Here is an 18,216-nt window from a genome sequence, read left to right on the forward strand (position 1 = left end):
ACTGCCGCCATGTTCAATCACAACACCTCCACCCCCGTGCGCCTGACGCTGCGCGCGCTGGCCTGCCTCATCGGCTACCCCGGCGCCGAGCTGCGCGCCCTGCTGCCGGGCCTGATCGACGCCCTGCGCCTGGAGCAATCCGTGGCGCCCGCGCGGCTGCGCGAGTTGCAGCAGCTGGCCGAGCAGCTGCAGGCCATGGACCCCTTCGAGGCCGAGGCCCGCTACGTGGACACCTTCGACCGGGGCCACCAGACCTCACTGCACCTGTTCGAGCATGTGCACGGCGACTCGGCCGACCGGGGCCCGGCGCTGATCGACCTGCAGCAGACCTACGAGCGCGCGGGCCTGGCCTTCGAGGCCGACGAACTGCCCGACCACCTGGCCGTGGTGCTGGAGTTCGCCTCCACCCAGCCGCCGGCCATCGCCCGTGAATTCCTGGGCGAGATGGCCCACATCCTCAACGCCCTGTTCACGGCGCTGGCGCGGCGCGACAGCCCCTACGCCAGCGTGATCGCGGCCGTGCTGGAGATCACCGGCCACCGGGCCGAACGCGTGGAAATCCGCCCCGAGCCCGCCATGGACGAGACCTGGGCTGAACCCGCCGCCTTCGACGGCTGCAGCAGCCAGGGCCAATCGCGCCCCGGCGCCGAGCAGCCCGTGCATTTCGTGCGCCGCACGGCGGCGCCCCAAGCCCAAGGACCCCGCCAAAGGAGCCTGACATGACCCCCTCCTGGATAGACCACCTGCTCTTCGGCCTCTACCCCTACATCTGCCTGGCCGTGTTCTTCATCGGCAGCTGGCTGCGCTTCGACCGCGACCAGTACACCTGGAAGAGCGATTCATCGCAGCTGCTGCGCAGCGGCAGCCTGCGCTGGGGCAGCAACCTGTTCCACATCGGCGTGCTGTTCCTGTTCTTCGGCCACACCGTGGGCATGCTCACGCCGCACTTCGTCTACGAGCCCTTCATGGCCGCAGGCGCCAAGCAGCTGCTGGCCATGGTCAGCGGCGGCATCGCGGGCACGCTGGGCTTCATCGGCCTCACCATCTTGCTGCACCGCCGGCTGTCGGACGTGCGCATCCGCGCCCACTCCAGGTTCAGCGACATCGCCATCCTCTGGCTGCTGTGGCTGCAGCTGCTGCTGGGCCTGGCCACCATTCCGCTGTCGGCAAAGCACATGGACGGCTCCATGATGATGGCCCTGGCCGAATGGGCGCAGCGCATCGTCACCTTCCGTGGCGGCGCGGCCGAACTGCTGGCCGAGGCCGGCTGGGTGTTCAAGGCCCACATGTTCCTGGGCATGAGCATCTTCCTGGTCTTCCCCTTCACGCGCCTGGTCCACGTCTGGAGCGGCTTCGGCACCCTGGTCTACCTGCTGCGCCCCTACCAGCTGGTGCGCTCGCGCCGCCTGGGCCTGCCCGCATCGTCGGCACGCCGTGACGCCAAGCCCGGCCATTGAGGAGATCGACATGGAACATGGATGCAACGGATCGGGCGGCGGCCACTGCGGCTGCGCGTCTCCAACCCCTTCTTCTTCTTCTTCTTCTTCTTCTTCTTCTGCCCCGATGGGGGATCTCCCGGCGATTCCCGAAGTGCCGGCCTTCCCGCCCGTGGGCGAGGCCGGTGCCGAGGTGGCCCGCATCAACAACACGCCGCTGCACGCACCCGGACAGCGCCCGCCCGAGCGCGAACTGCGCCAGCGCGCCTGCACCGAGCTGCTGCGCCAGGCGGCCCAGCGCGAAGGCCTGCTGGGCGCCGATGATGCGGCCGGCGACGACGGCGTCATCAGCGAGCGCGCCTCCCAGGCCATAGAGCAGCTGCTGGAGCAATCGCTGCACCTGCCCGAACCCGGCGAGGACGCCTGCCGCCGCCACTTCGATGCCAACCCCGCGCGCTTCGCCCAGGGCGAGCGCGTGCGCCTGCGCCACGTGCTGTTTGCCGTCACGCCCGGCGTGGACGTGCGTGCCCTCACCCAGCGGGCCGAGGCCCTGCTGATCGAGCTGCGCTGTGCCGACGACGCCGGCCTGCGCTTTGCCGAGGCCGCGCGCCAATGGTCCAACTGCCCCAGCGGCCAGTATGGCGGCGAACTGGGCTGGCTGGGCCGCAGCGATTGCGCGCCCGAATTCGCGCGCGATGTCTTTGCCTCCCAGGAAATCGGCGTGCTGCCGCGCCTGGTGCACAGCCGCTTCGGCCTGCACGTGGTCGAGGTCTGCGCGCGCGAGACGGGCGTTCTGCCCGACTGGCAGCAGGCGCGCCCGGCCGTCGCCCAGGCCCTGCACCAGCAGACCTGGGTGAGCGCGCTCCACCAGTACCTGCAACTGTTGGCCGGCCAGTCCGAGGTGGTGGGCGTGCGCATCGCTGCGGCCGACTCGCCGCTGGTGCAATAGCGGGGGACGTGCCCATGCCCGACGACGAACTGCTGCAGCGCCTGCGGCGCTTCCACGAGCACGCCTTCCCGCAGTACCGCGCGCAGTTCCGCACCCTGGTCGAAGAGGGCCAGCACCCCACTACGCTGTTCATCGGCTGCTCGGACTCGCGCCTCGTGCCCTACCTGCTCACGGGGGCGCCGCCGGGCGAGCTGTTCCTGGTGCGCAACGTGGGCGCCTTCGTGCCGCCGTACGACGGATCGCACGGCCACCACGGCACGGCGGCGGCCATCGAATTCGCCGTGCTCAACCTGCAGGTCAGCCGCATCGTGGTCTGCGGCCACAGCCACTGCGGGGCCATCAAGGCCCTGTATGGAGAAGTCTCGCCCGAGGCACGCAACCTGCAGCGCTGGCTGGACCTGGGCCGCGAGGCCGTGCTGCCCGTGCAGGCCGGCCCCGAGGCGCTGCGCCGCACCGAGCAGCGCGCCGTCGTGCTGCAGCTCGAACGGCTGATGGACTATCCCATGGTGCGATCGCGGGTAGAGGCCGGGCAGCTCAGCCTGCACGGATGGCACTATGTCATCGAAGACGGCGAAGTCCATGTCTTCGATGTCCAGACCGGCCGCTTTGTTGCGGCATCTCAAGCTCCGCACAGCGGCACCGGGCCGTACCCGCCCTACGTGGAGCATGATGGACAAGTGCTTGTCGACTGAGGCCCGAGCAAGTGCCAGGGACGGCGGCAGGCAAGTCAACACGGGAGCCATGCCAATGCATCGCGAAAACCTGGGCCGCGCGCAGGACGCGGCGGATCTGCAGCCCATCAGCCTCGATGTGCTGCGCGAGAAATACCTCAAGGACGGCGAGACCGGCGTGGGCGAGCTCTACGCCCGCGTGGCCCGCGCCCTGGCCTCGGTCGAGCCCGAGGCGCGCCGCGCCGAATGCGAGGCCCTGTTCCTGGCCAACCTGCAGGCCGGCGCCATAGGCGCGGGGCGCATCATGAGCGCGGCCGGCACCGACCTGCAGGCCACGCTGATCAACTGCTTCGTGCAGCCCGTGGGCGACTGCATCCAGGGCGTGGACGACGGCGGCTACCCCGGCATCTACGAAGCCCTGCGCGAAGCCGCCGAAACCATGCGCCGCGGCGGCGGCGTGGGCTACGACTTCTCGCGCATCCGCCCCCGTGGCGCCGAGGTGCGCGCCACCGCCTCGCTGGCCTCGGGCCCGTGCAGCTACATCAACGTCTTCGATCAGTCCTGCGCCACCGTGGAAAGCGCGGGCGCGCGGCGCGGCGCCCAGATGGGCGTGCTGCGCATCGACCACCCCGACGTGCTCGAATTCATCACCGCCAAGCGCACGCCGGGCCGCTGGAACAACTTCAACGTCTCGGTTGGCGTCAGCGACGCCTTCATGCAGGCCGTGGCCGAAGACCAGCCCTGGCACCTGGTGCACCGCGCCCGCCCCGGCACCGCCCTGCTGGATCAGGGTGCCCACCAGCGCGCCGACGGCCAGTGGGTCTACCAGACCCTGCCCGCCCGCACGCTGTGGGACACCATCATGAGCTCGGCCTACGACTTCGCCGAGCCCGGCATCCTCTTCCTGGACCACATCAACGACGACAACAACCTGCGCTACTGCGAGGAGATCGCGGCGACGAATCCTTGCGGCGAACAGCCGCTTCCCTCCTACGGCTGCTGCGACCTCGGCCCCGTCATCCTCACGCGCTTCGTGCGCCATCCGTTCGGTTTCGCGGGCGAGCCTGTGTTCGACTTCGAGGCCTTCGAGCGCGCCGTGGGCGTGCAGGTGCGTGCGCTGGACAACGTGCTGGAGCTGACCTGGTGGCCGCTGCCGCAGCAGCGCGAGGAAAGCGAGGCCAAGCGGCGCATCGGCGTGGGCTTCACCGGCATGGGCAATGCGCTGGCCATGCTGCGCCTGCGCTACGACGCGCCCGAGGGCCGTGCCATGGCCGCGCGCATTGCCGAGCGCATGCGCGATGCGGCCTATGGCGCCTCGGTGGAGCTGGCGCGCGAGAAGGGGGCCTTCCCCAAGTTCGACGCCGATGGCTACCTGGCCGAAGGCACATTCGCCAGCCGCCTGCCCGATGCGCTGCGCCAGCGCATACGCACGCACGGCATACGCAACAGCCACCTGCTGTCCATCGCGCCCACGGGCACGGTCAGCCTGGCCTTTGCCGACAACGCCTCCAACGGCATAGAGCCGCCGTTCTCCTGGACCTACAAGCGCAAGAAACGCACGGCCGATGGCGGCAGCGCCGAGTACGCGGTCGAGGACCATGCCTGGCGCCTGTACCGCTCGCTGGGGGGCGACGTGCAGCAGTTGCCCGAGTACTTCGTCAGCGCGCTGCAGATGCCTGCGGCCGGCCACATCGCCATGATGCAGGCCGTGCAGCCCTTCGTGGACACGGCGATCTCCAAGACCGTCAACGTGGCCGCCGACTATCCCTACGAGGACTTCAAGGACCTGTACCGCCAGGCCTGGAAGGCCGGTCTCAAGGGCCTGGCCACCTACCGGCCCAACACCATCCTGGGTGCCGTGCTCGAAACCCATGCGCCCGAATCTGCTGAAAAGCCGGCCTCCCCCGCGCCGGCGGGAGCGGCGGCTTCCGCACCCGACCCGCTGCGCACCGTGATAGAAAGCCGCCCGCAGGGCGCGCTGGACGCCGTGGCCGAGAAGATCGAGTACTGGACCCAGCAAGGCCCCAAGCGCCTGTACCTGGTCGTCTCCTTCCTGCCCGTGGTCCTGCCCGATGGCCGCACGGTGGACCGCGCCATCGAATTCTTCATGCCCGTGGGCCAGAGCGGCGAATCCCAGCAGTGGGTGACCTCCAGCATGCGCCTGCTGTCACTGGCCGCGCGCGGCGGCTTCCTGGAGCGCGCCCTCAGCGACATGCGCAAGGTGGCCTGGGACCGGGGCCCCGTGCGCCTGGGCACCCACCAGCGCGACGACGGCACACGCGTGCCCATGTGGCACGACTCCGAGGTGGCCGCCATCGCCTATGCGGTGCAGAACATCCTGGCCCGGCGCGGCAGCGGCGCGCCGCCCGCCCCATCGCCGCTGCCCGAGCCCGAGGCCCTGGCCACCGACCCCATGGTCATGGCCGGCCGCAAATGCGAGGAATGCGGCGCCCATGCCGTGATCCGCAAGGACGGCTGCGAGTACTGCACGGCCTGCGGCCATCTGGGGAGTTGCGGGTGATCGCCATGCGGCCCGTGCACCATAATCTGCAGTCCTTTGTGGAATGGCTTGCACAGGTCGCCGTGGCGGTGATGTCGCATTCGCGGGAGAGGTTGTTGAGATGGCACAGATCGAAGGTTTCAGGGTCCGCAATTACAAGGCGCTGCGTGACATCACGCTGGGCAAGCTTTCGACCGATCAAAAAGGTGATCCGCTGACCCCTTTCACGGTGGTCATCGGCAAGAACGGGGTGGGCAAAAGCACGCTGTTCGATGCCTTTGGCTTTGTGGCTGACTGCCTGAACACGGATGTGGAGACAGCCTGTGACGACAAGCTGCGCGGTGGCTTCGAGCGCATGCGCGCTCTTGGCGTCAATGAAGCGATTCAGTTCGACATCTACTACCGCGAGGGGCCGGGCGAGCGCCCCATCACCTATGAGCTGGCCATCAACATGGATGCGAGCGGCCGGCCGTTTGTGGAATCCGAAGTCCTGAAACAGCGCCGCAAAGGCCAGAAGCACGGCAGGCCTTATCCGTTTCTGCGCTTGAATCATGGGATTGGCAAGGTCTGGGCCGGGGAAGAGGCAGTCGAGGCAGAGAGCGACGAAGAAGACCGTGCCCAGGAAGACGTTGAGCTGACAGATCTGCGCCAACTCGGCATTGCCACGCTGGGAACCCTGAAAGAGCACCCGCGCATCAAGCGCTTTCGGGACTTCCTCAAGGGCTGGTACCTGTCCTATTTCCACCCCGATGCCGCGCGGACCATCCAGCCGGCGGGAGTGCAGCGCCACCTCAATGTGCATGGCGACAACATCGGTAACGTGGTCCAGTACATGGAGCGCGAGCACAAGGCGCGCTTCCAGGTCATCCTGGACCGCATCGCCACCAAGATTCCCGGGGTGACGAGCATCGACACCAAGGTCACGGACGACAAGCGCGTGCTGCTGAGATTCAACGACGGTGCGTTTGCCGATCCGTTCTATGCATCCCAGATGTCCGATGGCACCCTGAAAATCTTCGCCTACCTGCTGTTGATGGAAGACCCCGAGCCGCCACCGTTCATCTGCATAGAAGAACCGGAGAACGGCCTGTATCACCGCTTGCTGGAAGCCTTGGCCAACGAACTGCGCAGCCACGCCACCGGCAAGAAAGGGGCTCCGCAGGTCTTTGTCACCACGCACCAGCCTTACTTTGTGGATGCGCTCTCGCCCAAGGAGGTCTGGATTCTGGAGAAGGGTGAGGACGGCTTCTCGGCCATCCGCCGCGCCTCCGACATTGAACTGGTTCGCAACCTCGTGGAAGAGGGCCTGCCTCTGGGGGGGCTCTGGTACAGCGACTACCTGGACGCGAGGTGAGCATGCATATCGAGGTGCTGGTAGAGGATGGTTCAGGCGCACGGCTGGTCGAAGCGTTGCTGCCGCAGATCATTGGCCAACAAGGCCAGCCGCACACCTGGCGAATCCACGATTTCAAGGGGATCGGCCGCATCCCCAAAGAACTCGGCAAGAAAAGCGATCCCGTCAAGATGACCTTGCTTGACAGGCTGCCGGGGATTCTGCGAGCGCATGGCAAGACGCACGGCATTGATGCCGTCGTGGTGGTTCTTGACAGCGACACACGCGACTGCAGGAAATTTCTTGGCGAACTGGACGCGATACTCCAGCAATGTGACCCTGCGCCCCAAACCCTGTTTCGCCTCGCCATCGAGGAGATGGAGGCTTGGTACCTCGGCGATCGCCAGGCGCTGATTGCCGCCTACCCCAAAGCAAAAAAGGATGTGCTGGCCCGCTACCGGCAAGACAGCGTTTGCGGCACCTGGGAACTGCTGGCCGACGCAATCCATCCGGGCGGCCACGCCGCCATCAAACATGCTGGCTGGCCGTTGCCGGGACAGATCAAGCATGAGTGGGCCAGGAACATAGGTCCGCACCTGGATGTGGAGCGCAATGAATCGCCAAGCTTTGGCAAATTCCGCGATGGCTTGCGGCGGCTGACTGCCGGGCAGGGGTGAAGCGCAGGCGTTGCGCTACCCTGTCTTTGTCGAGAGTCTTGCTGGACAAAAAATGAACCACGATCCTGCACAGCGAATCTCCACGCTTCCAGGCTGGCGCTCACCGGCCGTGGGCTTCGACCAGCCCTTCGAAATGCTCGAAGCCTGCCACGAGCGCGTGCTGCGCATGCTGGCGCTGCTGGACCGGCTGCGTGTGCATCTCCAGACCAAAGGTTGCGACGACAGCGCACGCCAGGCGGCGCGCGACATCCTGCGCTACTTCGACCAGGCGGCGCCGCTGCACCATGAGGACGAGGAGCTGCATGTCTTCCCGCCGCTGCTGGAGCAGGGCGATGCGCAGACCGTGGCCCTGGTGCAGCGCCTGCAGCGCGAGCACGGCCTGATGAGCGCCGACTGGGCGCTGGCGCGCCAGCCGCTGCTGGACATGGCCGAGGGGCAGTCCCAGGGCTTTGGCGCGGCTGACGAGGCGGTGTTCGAACGCTTCGCGGCCTGCTATGCCAGCCATGTCGAGAATGAAGAGCGGCTGGCCTACCCGCAGGCGCGCGGCCTGCTGCCAGAGGCAGCGCAGGCGGACATGGGCCGCGAGATGGCGGTGCGGCGGGGCGCGGACCTGTCACGGAGATAGCGCCGCCGGCAGCGCGCGGGAGCCGGCGCGGCGATACTCGCAGGCTTTGGACCTGCCCCCGCCTCGCCTGCCATGCCCGAGCGCCGCCCCATTTTCCTGCTTCGCATCGCACTGACCCTGCTGGGCGCCCTTGCCGCCGCCCAGCTGTGCCTGTGGCTGCGCACGCCGCTGCCCTGGATGCTGGGGCCGCTGATCGCCACCTCGCTGGCCTCCATCCTGGGCGCGCCCACGGCCAGTTCGGGCCGGCTGCGCAACGGCGGGCAGTGGATCATCGGCGCCTCGCTGGGCCTGTACTTCACGCCGGCCGTGGTGCAGTTGATCGCGGGGCTGTGGTGGGCGATTGCCGTGGCCATTGTCTGGGCGCTGCTGCTGGGCTGGGGCTTCGGCGCCTGGCTGTACCGCGTGCATGCGCCGCGCATGCCGCAGATACCGGCGGGCGAGATGCGCGCCACCACCTATTTCGCTGGCGCCATTGGCGCGGCGTCGGAGATGACGCTGCTGGCCGAGCGCGAGAACGCGCGCACCGACCTGGTGGCGGCCAGCCACAGCCTGCGCCTGGTCATCGTCACCGTGAGCATTCCGTTCGCGCTGCAGTGGAGCGGTCTGCACGGGCTGGAGGGGCTGACGCCGCCCAGCATCCGCATCGTCGAATGGCCGGGGCTGGCGCTGCTGGCCGTGCTCACGGGCCTGGGCGCCTGGGCCATGGACCGGCTCAGGCGCGCCAACCCCTGGTTCCTGGGCGCGCTGCTGGTGTCCATGCTGCTGACCATGTGCGGCCAGGAACTGTCGGCCGTGCCCCAGGCCCTGGTCAATGCGGCGCAGCTGGTGATCGGCATCAGCCTGGGCGTGCGCTTCAAGCGCGAATTCCTGCACACCGCGCCGCGCTGGCTGGGCTCGGTGGCCGTGGGCACCGTGGGGCTCATGGCGATCTGCGCGGGCTTCGCCTGGCTGCTGCACCTGGCCGTGGACCTGCCCTGGGTCACCCTGCTGCTGGGCACCTCGCCGGGCGGCATCACCGAGATGGCCATCACCGCCAAGGTGCTGCAGCTGGGCGTGCCCGTGGTCACGGCCTTCCAGGTCTGCCGGCTGATCGCCGTGCTGCTGCTGGTGGCGCCGCTGTTCCGCTGGGTGGAGGCGCGCGGGCCGGCCGCGTCGCGCACGGCCTAGGGCCCGCCTCACCACAGTCCACTGTCGCTGGTCGATACCGCAATCGCCCCACCGGCCAACGCCTGCTGGACCTGCTCCTGGCTGCAGACGAAGCCCGAGGCCACCAGGGGCGGCAGGATGCGGCGCTCGGCCTCGGTGATGTGGGCCAGCATGGGGGCGGGCATGATCTGCACGAGGTTGGGGTCGCTCTGCTCCACGGCCTTGATGCTGCGCGGCCAGGTGGAGCGGTCGGTGACGAAGACTTTTTGCATGGTCAGCAGCCCGGCCTTGTTGGCGCGCTGGATGGTGGCCACGCGCGTGGACAGCAGGCTGCTGGCGCCCAGGTCCACAAGGTAGTCCACGCCGCCCTTGTCGGGCGAGATGCCGTCGCAGCTGTCGATGTTGACGATGGCGATCTTGCCCGCCCCGGTGATGGTGGAGATCACCGAGCGCAGCCGGCGCAGTTCGATGTTGGCGACGATGGCGACCTCGGCCTGGCTGGCCAGCAGCGCGTCCATTTGCTCGGCCCCGTACAAGGTGGCGATGACGGGGCGGCGCGCCAGCCGCGCGCCCAGGGAGTTGTCCGGGCGGCCCATGTCAGAGGTCCAGCCCCAGCTTGCCGGGGTTGAGCAGGTTCTTGGGGTCCAGCATGCGCTTGGTGGCCTCCAGCAGCGCAAAGGCCGGGCCCAGCGACTGCCGCATGTAGGGCGCGCGCAGCAGGCCCACGCCGTGGTGGTGGCTGAGCGTGGCGCCGTGGCGCAGCAGCACGGCGTTGGCCGCGTCCCAGGCCGCGCGGTACCACTGGGCGCGCTGGTCCACGGCCACCTCGCCGCGCAGCGAAAAGTACAGGCAGGCGCCATCCACATAGGCATGCGACTGGTGGGCCGAGCCGGCCAGGGTGCCGGGGATGGCCTGCAGGGCGGCGACCACTTCCTCGTAGATGGCCGGCAGGTCTTTCCAGGGGCCGCACATCTCCAGCGTGTCGGCGACGAAGCCCGGGCCTTTCTTGAAGCCCTCGGCGCTCTTGCCGGTCAGGTAGCGCGTGTCCAGCCAGCGCTCCAGGGTGGCGGCGCCGTCCAGCCGTTCACCCAAGGGTGCACACACACGCTCGCAGATGGCCATGACGGCATCGACGATCTCGGGCGCGCCTTCGTCGGCGATCAGCAGCACGTTGAGGTCGCTGCGGCCGAATTGCACGCCGCTTTCCAGCGCGTCGTACAGCCGCAGCGCGGCGGGGTTGGCGCCTTGCTGCAGGATCTGGCGGCAGGCTTCCAGGCCCTGGGCAAAGCTGGCAAAGCCATAGGCGATGGCGCGGCCGTGGTCGGGAAGGCGGTGCAGCTTGAAGCGGATGCGCACGATCACGCCCAGCGTGCCTTCCGAGCCGATGAACAGCTGCTGCAGGTCCGGCCCGATGGCCGCGCGCGCATAGCCGCCCACGGTGACGAGGCGGCCATCGGCCAGCACCACGTCCATGCCGTGGACCATGTCCTCGATCTTTCCGTAGCGCGTGGACAGCTGGCCCGCGCCCCGGCAGGCCACCCAGCCGCCCACGGTGCTGATGCCGAAGGACGAGGGCCAGTGGCCCATGGTCATGCCGTGGCGGCGCTGGATGGTTTCCTCGAACACGTCGCCGAACATGCCGGCCTCGACCTCGACGATCTGGCTTTGCTCGTCCATGGCGATGAAGCGATTGAGTTCGCACAGGTCCAGCACGATGCCGCCGCGCAGGGGCAGGGCCGCGCCCGTGACGTTGCTGCGCCCGGCCGAGACGGTGACGGGAATGGCGTGCGCGTCGGCAATGCGCATCACGGCCTGCACCTGCTCCACGGTGGATGCATGGGCGATGACGGCCTGCGGCGTGGCCGGGTGGCCCGAGGTCTCGGCCACCATGGTGCGCGCCCACCAGTCGCGCGTGCCGGCAACGATGTCGGCGCGCTCGGTCTGCACGCGGTCGCAGGCGGCGCGCAGCGCGGCGAGCGCGGCCTCGGGCACGGCCACGGGCTCGTGCTGCAGGCCGCAGGCAGGACCTTCAGAGGCAGGGCGGTCGGCTGCGGGTGCGGCCTGCGCCGCCCAGCCCGGGGTCGTGGGGGCGCCCACCACGTAGTTGCGGCGGTTGTAGCCGCGGGCGATTGCGTCTTTGCTCAGCATTGGATGTCTCCCATCAAAATCTGTTTCTCGCGCTCCATGGCGCGGCGGTAGTCGTGGATCTGCTGCGCTATCTGCGCAGGTGCCAGCCCCAGTTCCTGGGCCAGGATGTCGCCCACGCGCGCTGCGGCGCGGGCCGATGCATCGCGCGCCATGAGGCGTGCGCGCATGCGGCGCGAGAGCACGTCTTCCACCGTGCGCGCCATTTCGTGGCGCGCGGCGTAGAGGACTTCGGCCTCGGTGTGGGGCAGTCCCTCGACGATGGGCCGGGCCAGCGCGGGATGCGCGTCGAGGATGTCGCTGACGAAGCGTGCCTCCGTGCCGTAGCGCTCGCCCAGGTGGGCCGACAGTCCGCCCGTGGCCGTGATGGCCTGGGCGTCGTAGCCGGCCGCGCCCAGCAGGAAGGCCGAGGCGGTGGTGCAGCGCGTGCGCCGGCCCAGCAGCTTTTCCACGGCGTCCACGGTCTGCTCGGCCATGTGGCGCGAGGTGGTGAGCTTGCCGCCGACGATGGTGACCAGGCCGTCGGCTGCCACATGGATCTCGTGGTTGCGCTTCATCTCCACGGTCTTGCCGCCGGGCGGGCCGACCAGGGGGCGGCAGCCGGCGATGGAGCCGACCACGTCCTCGGGCGACAAGTCCACCTTGAGCGCCGATCGGGCGCCTTCGAGCAGGAAGTCCAGCTCGGCGCGCGTGCAGTGCACGTCGTCCAGGCTGCCCGCATAGTCCTCGTCGGTGGTGCCCAGGTAGGAGACATCGCCCCAGCGCGTGATGGTGGCGCGCCGGCTGCGGCCCGGCACGGGGATGGTGACGGTGCAGTCGTTGCGTATGCGCAGCCAGGGAATGGCCACGTGCACGCCCTTGGCGGGGCGCACGTGCAGCTGCGCCTGCTGGTCGGACCTGCGGCCATCCCAGTCGCGCAGCCAGACGCCCGTGGCCATGACCACGCTGCGCGCGCGCACCGTGATCTCGCGGCCATCGGCCTGGACGATGGCGCCGTCCACGCCGCCGTGGGCGTTGCGCGTGATGGCGGTGGCCCGGGCATGGTTGAGCACGGCCGCGCCATGGAAGGCCGCCGTGCGCGCCACGGCCAGCGTGAGCCGCGCATCGTCCACGCGCGCATCGAAGTACATGTAGCCGCCCAGGAGCTGCTCTTCGCGGAAGGTCGGGCAGTGCGACAGCACCTCGGCCTTGCCGAGCTTGCGGTGCAGGATGCCTTCGCGCCAGCCGCCGGCCAGGTCATAGGTCCACAGCAGGCTGCCGAAGGCCTTGGCCAGGCGGGCGTCGAAGACGCCGTCGCGCTCCATCACGGGAAACAGGAAGGGCAGGCGCTGCACCAGGTGCCGCGCATTGCGGCGCAGGCGCTGGCGCTCCAGCAGCGAGTGCCGCACCAGTCCCAGGTTGCCCTGCTCGATGTAGCGCAGGCCGCCGTGCACCATCTTGGAGGACTTGGACGAGGTGCCCGAGGCGAAGTCGTCCTTCTCCACCAGCGCCACGCGCAGGCCGCGCAGGCTGGCGTCCAGCGCCGCATAGGCGCCGGTGATGCCGCCGCCGATGACCAGCAGGTCGAATGCCTCGTCACCCAGCCGAGCCAGCTGGTCCGCGCGCTGCAGCTGCAGCGGCGCGGTCTGGGTCAGCATGGCGCTGTCCCTGCGCTCCTTGCCAAAGGGCCATTGCATCATGCGCAGCCCTCCAGGGCGGCGCTGCGCCCGGGGGCCCGGGCGCGGGCCAGTTCGTCGCCCACGCGGGCGCGCCAGATGCGGCGGCGCTCGCCGCGCTCGTCGGCGGCCATGCGCGGGGTGAAGACCGCTTCGGTGCGCAGCGTGGCGCAGGCCTGCTCCAGCCCGTCCCACAGCAGGCCCGCGCTGCCGGCCATGAAGGCGATGCCGCGCAGGCTGGCCTTGTCGGTATCGGCCAGGCGTCGCACGGGCAGGCCGCCCAGGTCGGCCTGGATCTGCAGCAGCGCATCGCTGCCCGACAGTCCTCCGCCCACCAGCAGCTCGCCCACCTCGGTGCCTGCGGCCGCCTCGTCCGCCTGCACGCAGGAGGCCACGGAATGCGCAATGCCTTCGAGGATGGAGCGCGCCAGCTGCGGCCGCGAGGTGGCCATGGACACGCCCGAGATCGAGGCCCGCGCGCCCGGCTCCATGGCCGGCAGGCGCAGGCCGGTGAGCGCGGGGATGAAGACCAGGTCGGTCGGCGTCTCGGCCTCGCGGGCCAGGGTGCTGATCTGCTGCGGGTTGTCGAACCACTGCAGCTTCTCGCAGATCCAGTTGAGCGCCGATCCCGTGGTGGGCACATAGGTCTCGATGGCATAGCGCGAGACACCGTCCATGCGCCGCGCCGTCATGGTCAGCGAGCTTTCATGGGCCGCGTCATGCGCGGGCAGCTTTGTTCCCGTGAGCACATCGACGAAGCTGCCCGTGCCATGCACGCACAGCGCCTGGCCCCGCTCCAGGCAGCCCAGGCCCACGGCGGCCGCATGCTGGTCGCCCGCACAGGCCAGGATGGGCACGGCCAGGCCCAGCAGCTCGGTGCGCGTGCGGCCGAAGTCCTGCACGTCCTCGCACAGGCGGGGCAGCAGCTCGGCGGGAAACTCCAGCGCGTCCAGCCAGTCCTGCAGGTAGCGGTGATCGCCCAGCGCATAGGCGTTGCCCGAGGTCACATTGGTGGGCGTGGTGACCACGGCGCGCGCATCCGACAGATGCCACAGCAGCCAGGAGTCGATGGTGCCGAAGGCCAGGCGGCGCTGCTGCCAGGCCTGGGCCACGGCCGGGCATTCGCGCAGCTTGCGCGCGGCCCACAGGTAGGGCGAACGCACGCCCACGGGCCGGCCCGCGTGGCGGATCAGCCGGGCATCCCAGTCGCCGGCCAGCAGGGCCAGTTCGTCGCGGTGGCGCGAGTCCTGCCAGACCATGATGGGCGCCAGCGAACGGCCCGTGGCCGTGTCCCAGAGCACGGCCGAGCAGCGCTGGTTGGCAATGGCCAGGGCCACGATCTGCTGGCCGCTGCCCTGGGCGCGGGCGATGGCGCGGCGGCACACGTCCAGCGTGCGCTCCAGCAGCAGGTCGGCGTCCTGCTCGACCACGCCGGGGCGCGGGCAGTGGATTTCCAGCGGCAGATAGTCCTGGGCGGACACCTGCCCGTCGCGCCCCACGACGGCGGCGCGCGTGCCCGAGGTGCCTTCGTCGATGCAAAGGATCACGGCTTCATGGTGCATGGGGTGGTCTCTTTCAGGCGGTGGTTTGAGCGATCTTGGCGGGCGGGGCGGCGTCGTCCGCGAACTGGGGCGCGCCGGGCTCGTCGTCGGGGTTCACCGTGGTGCGCGTGGGGTCCCAGCGGATGGAAAAGCAGACGATGCTGGCCAGCAGCGGCACCACGGACAGGATGAGGAAGGTGTTCTCCAGCCCGTACTGCTGGCGGAACAGCGGGAACACCAGCAGCCCCAGCGCCGCGCCCATGGCGCCCAGGGCGCCGATCACGCCGTTGGCGCCCGCGCGCAGCTCGCTGCGGAACGACAGCGTGGACAGGCTCTTGCCGTTGGCGCCGGGCCCGCCCGAATGAAAGAGGATGAACAGCGAGGGCACGGCCACGGCCAGCCAGATCGGCATGCGGCCGTTGAACAGGCCCAGCACCAGCAGCATCAGGAACACCAGCGCAAAGCCGAAGGCCGAGGCCCGCCGCAGGCCCAGCCTGCGCCCGATGACGGGCGACAGGAAGCCGCCGACGATGCCGAACACGTTGAACACCAGCGCGCCCAGCGTGGCCTCGCGGAAGTCCTTGCCGAACAGCGAGGCGCTGATCAGCGGCAGGTACCAGCCCACGGCAAAGTACTGGATGGACTGGCCTATCTGCACCGTGGCCGCCAGCAGCGTGCGCGGCAGGTAGATGCCGCGAAAGATCAGCAGCACATTGGCCAGCCCTCGCCGCGCCGGGTTGAGCACGGGAAGGCGTTCGGCGGGCGGCGCGGCCTCGAAGCGCTGGCCGTGTGCGCCGTAGATGCGCGTCATGGCGCGGGCGGCGTCATCCAGCCGCTCCTTGCGTGCCAGCCAGGTCGGGCTTTCCACCAGCAGCGCGGCCTGCATGCCCAGGATGAACAGGCCGAACACCGCCGTGGCGGCCACCGAATAGCGCCACAGCGAATCGCCCACATCCCAGGAATGGAACCACAGCGCCAGCACCAGGTTGCTGCACACGGCCATGTACCACATGCCCTGCCAGACATTGAGCCGGCTCTTGAGGCGGGCGGGCGTGAATTCGGCCAGCACCGCCATGGCGATGGCGAAGTCGATGCCATAGGCCGCGCCCACGAAGAAGCGTCCGAAGAGGATGGTGGCGTAGTCGGGCGCCATGCTGACCAGCAGCGCGCCGGCCACGGCCAGCACCTTGGCGATGACCAGCGGGCGCATGCGGCCCCAGCGGTCGGCCATCCAGCCGCCGATGGGATTGAAGGCGATGGACACCCAGGAGGCCAGCGACGTCATCCAGGCCACTTCGGCCGGCGTGAGCTGCTGGTCGCGCGTCATGGGGCCCAGGCCCACGCTGAGTGCGGAGTTGGAGAATGCGTCGAGGAAAAGTCCGCCGAGGGCCAGCCACCAGATGGTGCCGGCGCGGCCTGAAATGCCCTGGCGTGCGTCGATGTAGGCGATGACATCCTGAACGCCGCGAACCCTGTGGATGCTGGTCTGCATGCTGGCCTCCTGTGTTTCTGCAAGAGGCCGGCAAACCGTACAGGCGCGACAAGACCATCTCACAGATGGTCTTCAAATCTTGAACCTGTGCGGCGATTCTAGGCAGCAGGCGCAGCCTGCGGATCGGTGAAAGCACCAGGGTGCGCGCAATGGCCGCGCCCAAAGAAAAGGCCCGCCGCAGAGAACCTGCGGCGGGCCTGGCGCGAAGTCCCTTCACGGGACCGTGCGCTGTGTGCTGTCAGTGGACCACGACAGGCTGCTGGGCCAGGCCGGCGTAGCGCTCCAGGGCGTCCTCGACCTCTTCCTCGGTGGGGGCGTCCTGCTGCCAGGCGATGATCTGCTTCTGGAACATCTCGGCCCAGGAGCCATCCAGGTAGACCTCCTTGCCCGAGCGCTTGTCCACGATTTCGAAGCCGTGGCGTGGCAGTTGGCGGGCGGCATCGACCGCAGCTTCGCCGGCCGCTGCATCCGGATCCATGTCGGGACGCAGATGGAGCACCACAAAAGATTCGGAGTCGTAAAGCATTTGCATGGTGTTCCCTTTCTGGCCCGTTGCCGGGCGTCGCACAGCCTACATGGCTGCGAAGCGCCGGATTTCAAGGACCGTGGGGGTCCCGATCTATCGCAGGCACTTGCATGCAGTATTCCACGGATTGGCATGCGCTGCGGCGTGTGCCGCAGGCCGCGCTGTGGTAGGCGGGCGGTGGCGTTGGCTGCAAGTGCAGGACTACCGGGAAATCACCGGTGTCCCACCGGTGGCCCGTGTGTCATGGCGCCTGGCGGCTCTTGAGCTGCAGATCGGCGAAGTCGCCGTTGTCCTGCGCCAGCCGGATGCGCACGGGCAGGTATTGCATGGACGGCGCCAGCCACAGCGAGGCCTGCTGGTCATCGCCGGCCGCCGCGATCTTGTCCAGGCGCAGCGCCTGCGTGCTGCCCGAGGGCAGCTCCAGCGTCTCGGTCTCGCCCACGCGGAAGGTCCAGCGGTCGGCGCGCCGCGCGCTGACGGTGATGAAGCTGATCTGCGTGCCCGCCGGGTAGCGCTGCGGCGCCGCCGCCAGCAGGGCGGACAGCTGCAGGAACACGCTGAGCCGGTCCTGGGCGCCGGGCGCGATGGGCGCGTCGGGCGCACCCGTGCTGAAGCGCGCCAGGTTCTGGTCGAACGCCAGCTGCGCCGATTGCTCCTTGCGCGCCTTGTCGTTGAAGCGGCTGGGCTCCAGGCCCCTGTCGGTGATGCGGCCCTCGCTGGTCTGCGAGCGCGAGCCCAGCAGGAACAGGCTGACTTCCTGGCTGGCCTGGTACTGGCCGTTGGCATGGCGCCAGACCAGCTCGGCATTGGCCGAATAGTTGAAGCGCTTGGCCTGGCCGGTGACGGCGAACGACAGCCGCGCGGGATCGGGCAGTTGCACGGGAACGGGGGCGTCGGAGGCCAGCGGCGTGCCGTCGGGCGAGGTGATGGCCATGCCCTGGGCCGGTCCGGCCGAGGGCGTGGGCGGTGTTTCGGGTTCGGGCTTGGGAGCGGGCGGCGCCGGCGGTGTGGCCGGAGTTGGCTCGCTGCCGGCACCCGTATCGGCAGCAGCACGGGCGGTTTCCGAGGCGTCCGATGCAGCAGGCTCCTGCGCTGCGGCCATCGGCAAGGGCTCCACGGTTTCGCGGATGGGCGTGTCCAGCGGCTCGGCCACGGGTGCGGTGGGCGCGGCGGGTGTCGGGCGCTGGACCTTGGGGCGAGGGCGGGGTTGCGGCTTGGGTACGGGCGCAGGTGTCTCGGGCGCGGCGGCAGGCGGGGGAGCGGGTGGCTCGGGCAGGGACAGCGCCCGTGTCTGCATGGCCGCCACCTCGGTGCGCGGTGCCGATACCTGGTTCCACAGCGGCAGGCCCAGCAGGGCCAGCGCATGGCCGCCCAGCACCACGGCGGTGAGGGCGGGCAGGGCGCGCTGGCGCAGGCTCATGTCAGTTATCCATAGTGCTGCGCGCCACCCACAGCCCATGAAACCGGCGCGGCCCAAGGCCAGGGACAGCGAGCAAGGGCCTACGCCGGCCGCGCCGCCC

16 protein-coding genes are annotated in these 18,216 nt (G+C 69.4%); 9 read left to right on the forward strand and 7 right to left on the reverse strand.

What is annotated here, in order from left to right; genetic code table 11:
- Positions 1–9 precede the first annotated feature (9 nt).
- The 9 genes from narJ (at position 10) to GRX31_RS04340 (ending at position 9,358) form a co-directional block, all read left to right on the forward strand.
- The gene (narJ, locus tag GRX31_RS04300; RefSeq protein WP_160851640.1) at positions 10–723 is read left to right on the forward strand and encodes a nitrate reductase molybdenum cofactor assembly chaperone; all 714 of its coding nucleotides are present in this window, start codon (positions 10–12) and stop codon (positions 721–723) included.
- The gene (gene narI, locus GRX31_RS04305; protein WP_012203043.1) at positions 720–1,457 is read left to right on the forward strand and encodes a respiratory nitrate reductase subunit gamma; all 738 of its coding nucleotides are present in this window, start codon (positions 720–722) and stop codon (positions 1,455–1,457) included. Before narJ ends, narI begins: the two co-directional genes overlap by 4 nt.
- 106 nt (positions 1,458–1,563) lie before the next feature.
- A complete protein-coding gene (locus GRX31_RS04310; RefSeq protein ID WP_160851752.1) occupies positions 1,564–2,385 on the forward strand; it encodes a peptidylprolyl isomerase in 822 nt (273 codons plus the stop codon).
- A 14-nt stretch (positions 2,386–2,399) separates the two neighbouring features.
- Positions 2,400–3,077: a carbonic anhydrase gene (locus GRX31_RS04315; RefSeq protein WP_016451950.1), complete on the forward strand. Its 678-nt coding sequence runs from the start codon at positions 2,400–2,402 to the stop codon at positions 3,075–3,077.
- A 55-nt stretch (positions 3,078–3,132) separates the two neighbouring features.
- Positions 3,133–5,577 carry an adenosylcobalamin-dependent ribonucleoside-diphosphate reductase gene (locus GRX31_RS04320; RefSeq protein WP_160851642.1) on the forward strand — a complete coding sequence of 815 codons (2,445 nt, stop codon included), beginning with the start codon at positions 3,133–3,135 and terminating at the stop codon, positions 5,575–5,577.
- A gap of 100 nt (positions 5,578–5,677) precedes the next feature.
- A complete protein-coding gene (locus GRX31_RS04325) occupies positions 5,678–6,910 on the forward strand; it encodes an AAA family ATPase (RefSeq protein WP_017407750.1) in 1,233 nt (410 codons plus the stop codon).
- Positions 6,911–6,912: 2 nt separating this feature from the next.
- On the forward strand, positions 6,913–7,566 hold the full coding sequence (locus GRX31_RS04330; RefSeq protein ID WP_202396479.1) for a DUF4276 family protein: 654 nt from the start codon (positions 6,913–6,915) through the stop codon (positions 7,564–7,566).
- 52 nt (positions 7,567–7,618) lie between these two features.
- Positions 7,619–8,191 (forward strand): hemerythrin domain-containing protein, encoded by a 573-nt coding sequence (locus GRX31_RS04335; protein ID WP_160851646.1) that lies wholly within the window; start codon positions 7,619–7,621, stop codon positions 8,189–8,191.
- A gap of 72 nt (positions 8,192–8,263) precedes the next feature.
- Positions 8,264–9,358, forward strand: coding sequence for an AbrB family transcriptional regulator (locus GRX31_RS04340; RefSeq protein WP_046239402.1), 1,095 nt, complete (start codon positions 8,264–8,266; stop codon positions 9,356–9,358).
- Between the two features lie 8 nt (positions 9,359–9,366).
- On the opposite strand, the gene GRX31_RS04345 is transcribed toward GRX31_RS04340, so the two are convergent.
- From GRX31_RS04345 to GRX31_RS04375, 7 genes are all read right to left on the reverse strand, one after another.
- Positions 9,367–9,933, reverse strand: a complete 567-nt coding sequence (locus GRX31_RS04345; protein WP_012203049.1) for a glycerol-3-phosphate responsive antiterminator — start codon at positions 9,931–9,933, stop codon at positions 9,367–9,369.
- A 1-nt stretch (position 9,934) separates the two neighbouring features.
- The gene (locus GRX31_RS04350; RefSeq protein WP_012203050.1) at positions 9,935–11,485 is read right to left on the reverse strand and encodes an FAD-binding oxidoreductase; all 1,551 of its coding nucleotides are present in this window, start codon (positions 11,483–11,485) and stop codon (positions 9,935–9,937) included.
- A complete protein-coding gene (locus GRX31_RS04355; RefSeq protein ID WP_160851647.1) occupies positions 11,479–13,161 on the reverse strand; it encodes a glycerol-3-phosphate dehydrogenase/oxidase in 1,683 nt (560 codons plus the stop codon). The genes GRX31_RS04350 and GRX31_RS04355 overlap by 7 nt, the downstream gene beginning before the upstream one ends.
- Entirely contained in the window at positions 13,158–14,699 is a 1,542-nt protein-coding gene (locus GRX31_RS04360; RefSeq protein WP_160851649.1) for an FGGY family carbohydrate kinase, read from the reverse strand. The genes GRX31_RS04355 and GRX31_RS04360 overlap by 4 nt, the downstream gene beginning before the upstream one ends.
- Positions 14,700–14,712: 13 nt before the next feature.
- Positions 14,713–16,170, reverse strand: coding sequence for an MFS transporter (locus tag GRX31_RS04365; RefSeq protein WP_016451943.1), 1,458 nt, complete (start codon positions 16,168–16,170; stop codon positions 14,713–14,715).
- A gap of 238 nt (positions 16,171–16,408) precedes the next feature.
- Positions 16,409–16,702, reverse strand: coding sequence for a BTH_I0359 family protein (locus tag GRX31_RS04370; RefSeq protein ID WP_034363542.1), 294 nt, complete (start codon positions 16,700–16,702; stop codon positions 16,409–16,411).
- Positions 16,703–16,937: 235 nt separating this feature from the next.
- A complete protein-coding gene (locus GRX31_RS04375; protein ID WP_202396480.1) occupies positions 16,938–18,116 on the reverse strand; it encodes a DUF3108 domain-containing protein in 1,179 nt (392 codons plus the stop codon).
- Between the last annotated feature and the right edge of the window lie 100 nt (positions 18,117–18,216).

It is taken from the genome of Delftia sp. CH05 (genome assembly GCF_009827015.1).
Lineage (GTDB): Bacteria > Pseudomonadota > Gammaproteobacteria > Burkholderiales > Burkholderiaceae_C > Comamonas > Comamonas tsuruhatensis.

Bases quoted from the DNA above. Each gene is read 5' to 3' on its own strand.
- narJ (WP_160851640.1), top strand. From the start codon at position 10: ATGTTCAATCACAACACCTCCACCCCCGTGCGCCTGACGCTGCGCGCG.
- narI (WP_012203043.1), top strand. From the start codon at position 720: ATGACCCCCTCCTGGATAGACCACCTGCTCTTCGGCCTCTACCCCTAC.
- GRX31_RS04310 (WP_160851752.1), top strand. From the start codon at position 1,564: ATGGGGGATCTCCCGGCGATTCCCGAAGTGCCGGCCTTCCCGCCCGTG.
- GRX31_RS04315 (WP_016451950.1), top strand. From the start codon at position 2,400: ATGCCCGACGACGAACTGCTGCAGCGCCTGCGGCGCTTCCACGAGCAC.
- GRX31_RS04320 (WP_160851642.1), top strand. From the start codon at position 3,133: ATGCATCGCGAAAACCTGGGCCGCGCGCAGGACGCGGCGGATCTGCAG.
- GRX31_RS04325 (WP_017407750.1), top strand. From the start codon at position 5,678: ATGGCACAGATCGAAGGTTTCAGGGTCCGCAATTACAAGGCGCTGCGT.
- GRX31_RS04330 (WP_202396479.1), top strand. From the start codon at position 6,913: ATGCATATCGAGGTGCTGGTAGAGGATGGTTCAGGCGCACGGCTGGTC.
- GRX31_RS04335 (WP_160851646.1), top strand. From the start codon at position 7,619: ATGAACCACGATCCTGCACAGCGAATCTCCACGCTTCCAGGCTGGCGC.
- GRX31_RS04340 (WP_046239402.1), top strand. From the start codon at position 8,264: ATGCCCGAGCGCCGCCCCATTTTCCTGCTTCGCATCGCACTGACCCTG.
- GRX31_RS04345 (WP_012203049.1), bottom strand. From the start codon at position 9,933: ATGGGCCGCCCGGACAACTCCCTGGGCGCGCGGCTGGCGCGCCGCCCC.
- GRX31_RS04350 (WP_012203050.1), bottom strand. From the start codon at position 11,485: ATGCTGAGCAAAGACGCAATCGCCCGCGGCTACAACCGCCGCAACTAC.
- GRX31_RS04355 (WP_160851647.1), bottom strand. From the start codon at position 13,161: ATGATGCAATGGCCCTTTGGCAAGGAGCGCAGGGACAGCGCCATGCTG.
- GRX31_RS04360 (WP_160851649.1), bottom strand. From the start codon at position 14,699: ATGCACCATGAAGCCGTGATCCTTTGCATCGACGAAGGCACCTCGGGC.
- GRX31_RS04365 (WP_016451943.1), bottom strand. From the start codon at position 16,170: ATGCAGACCAGCATCCACAGGGTTCGCGGCGTTCAGGATGTCATCGCC.
- GRX31_RS04370 (WP_034363542.1), bottom strand. From the start codon at position 16,702: ATGCAAATGCTTTACGACTCCGAATCTTTTGTGGTGCTCCATCTGCGT.
- GRX31_RS04375 (WP_202396480.1), bottom strand. From the start codon at position 18,116: ATGAGCCTGCGCCAGCGCGCCCTGCCCGCCCTCACCGCCGTGGTGCTG.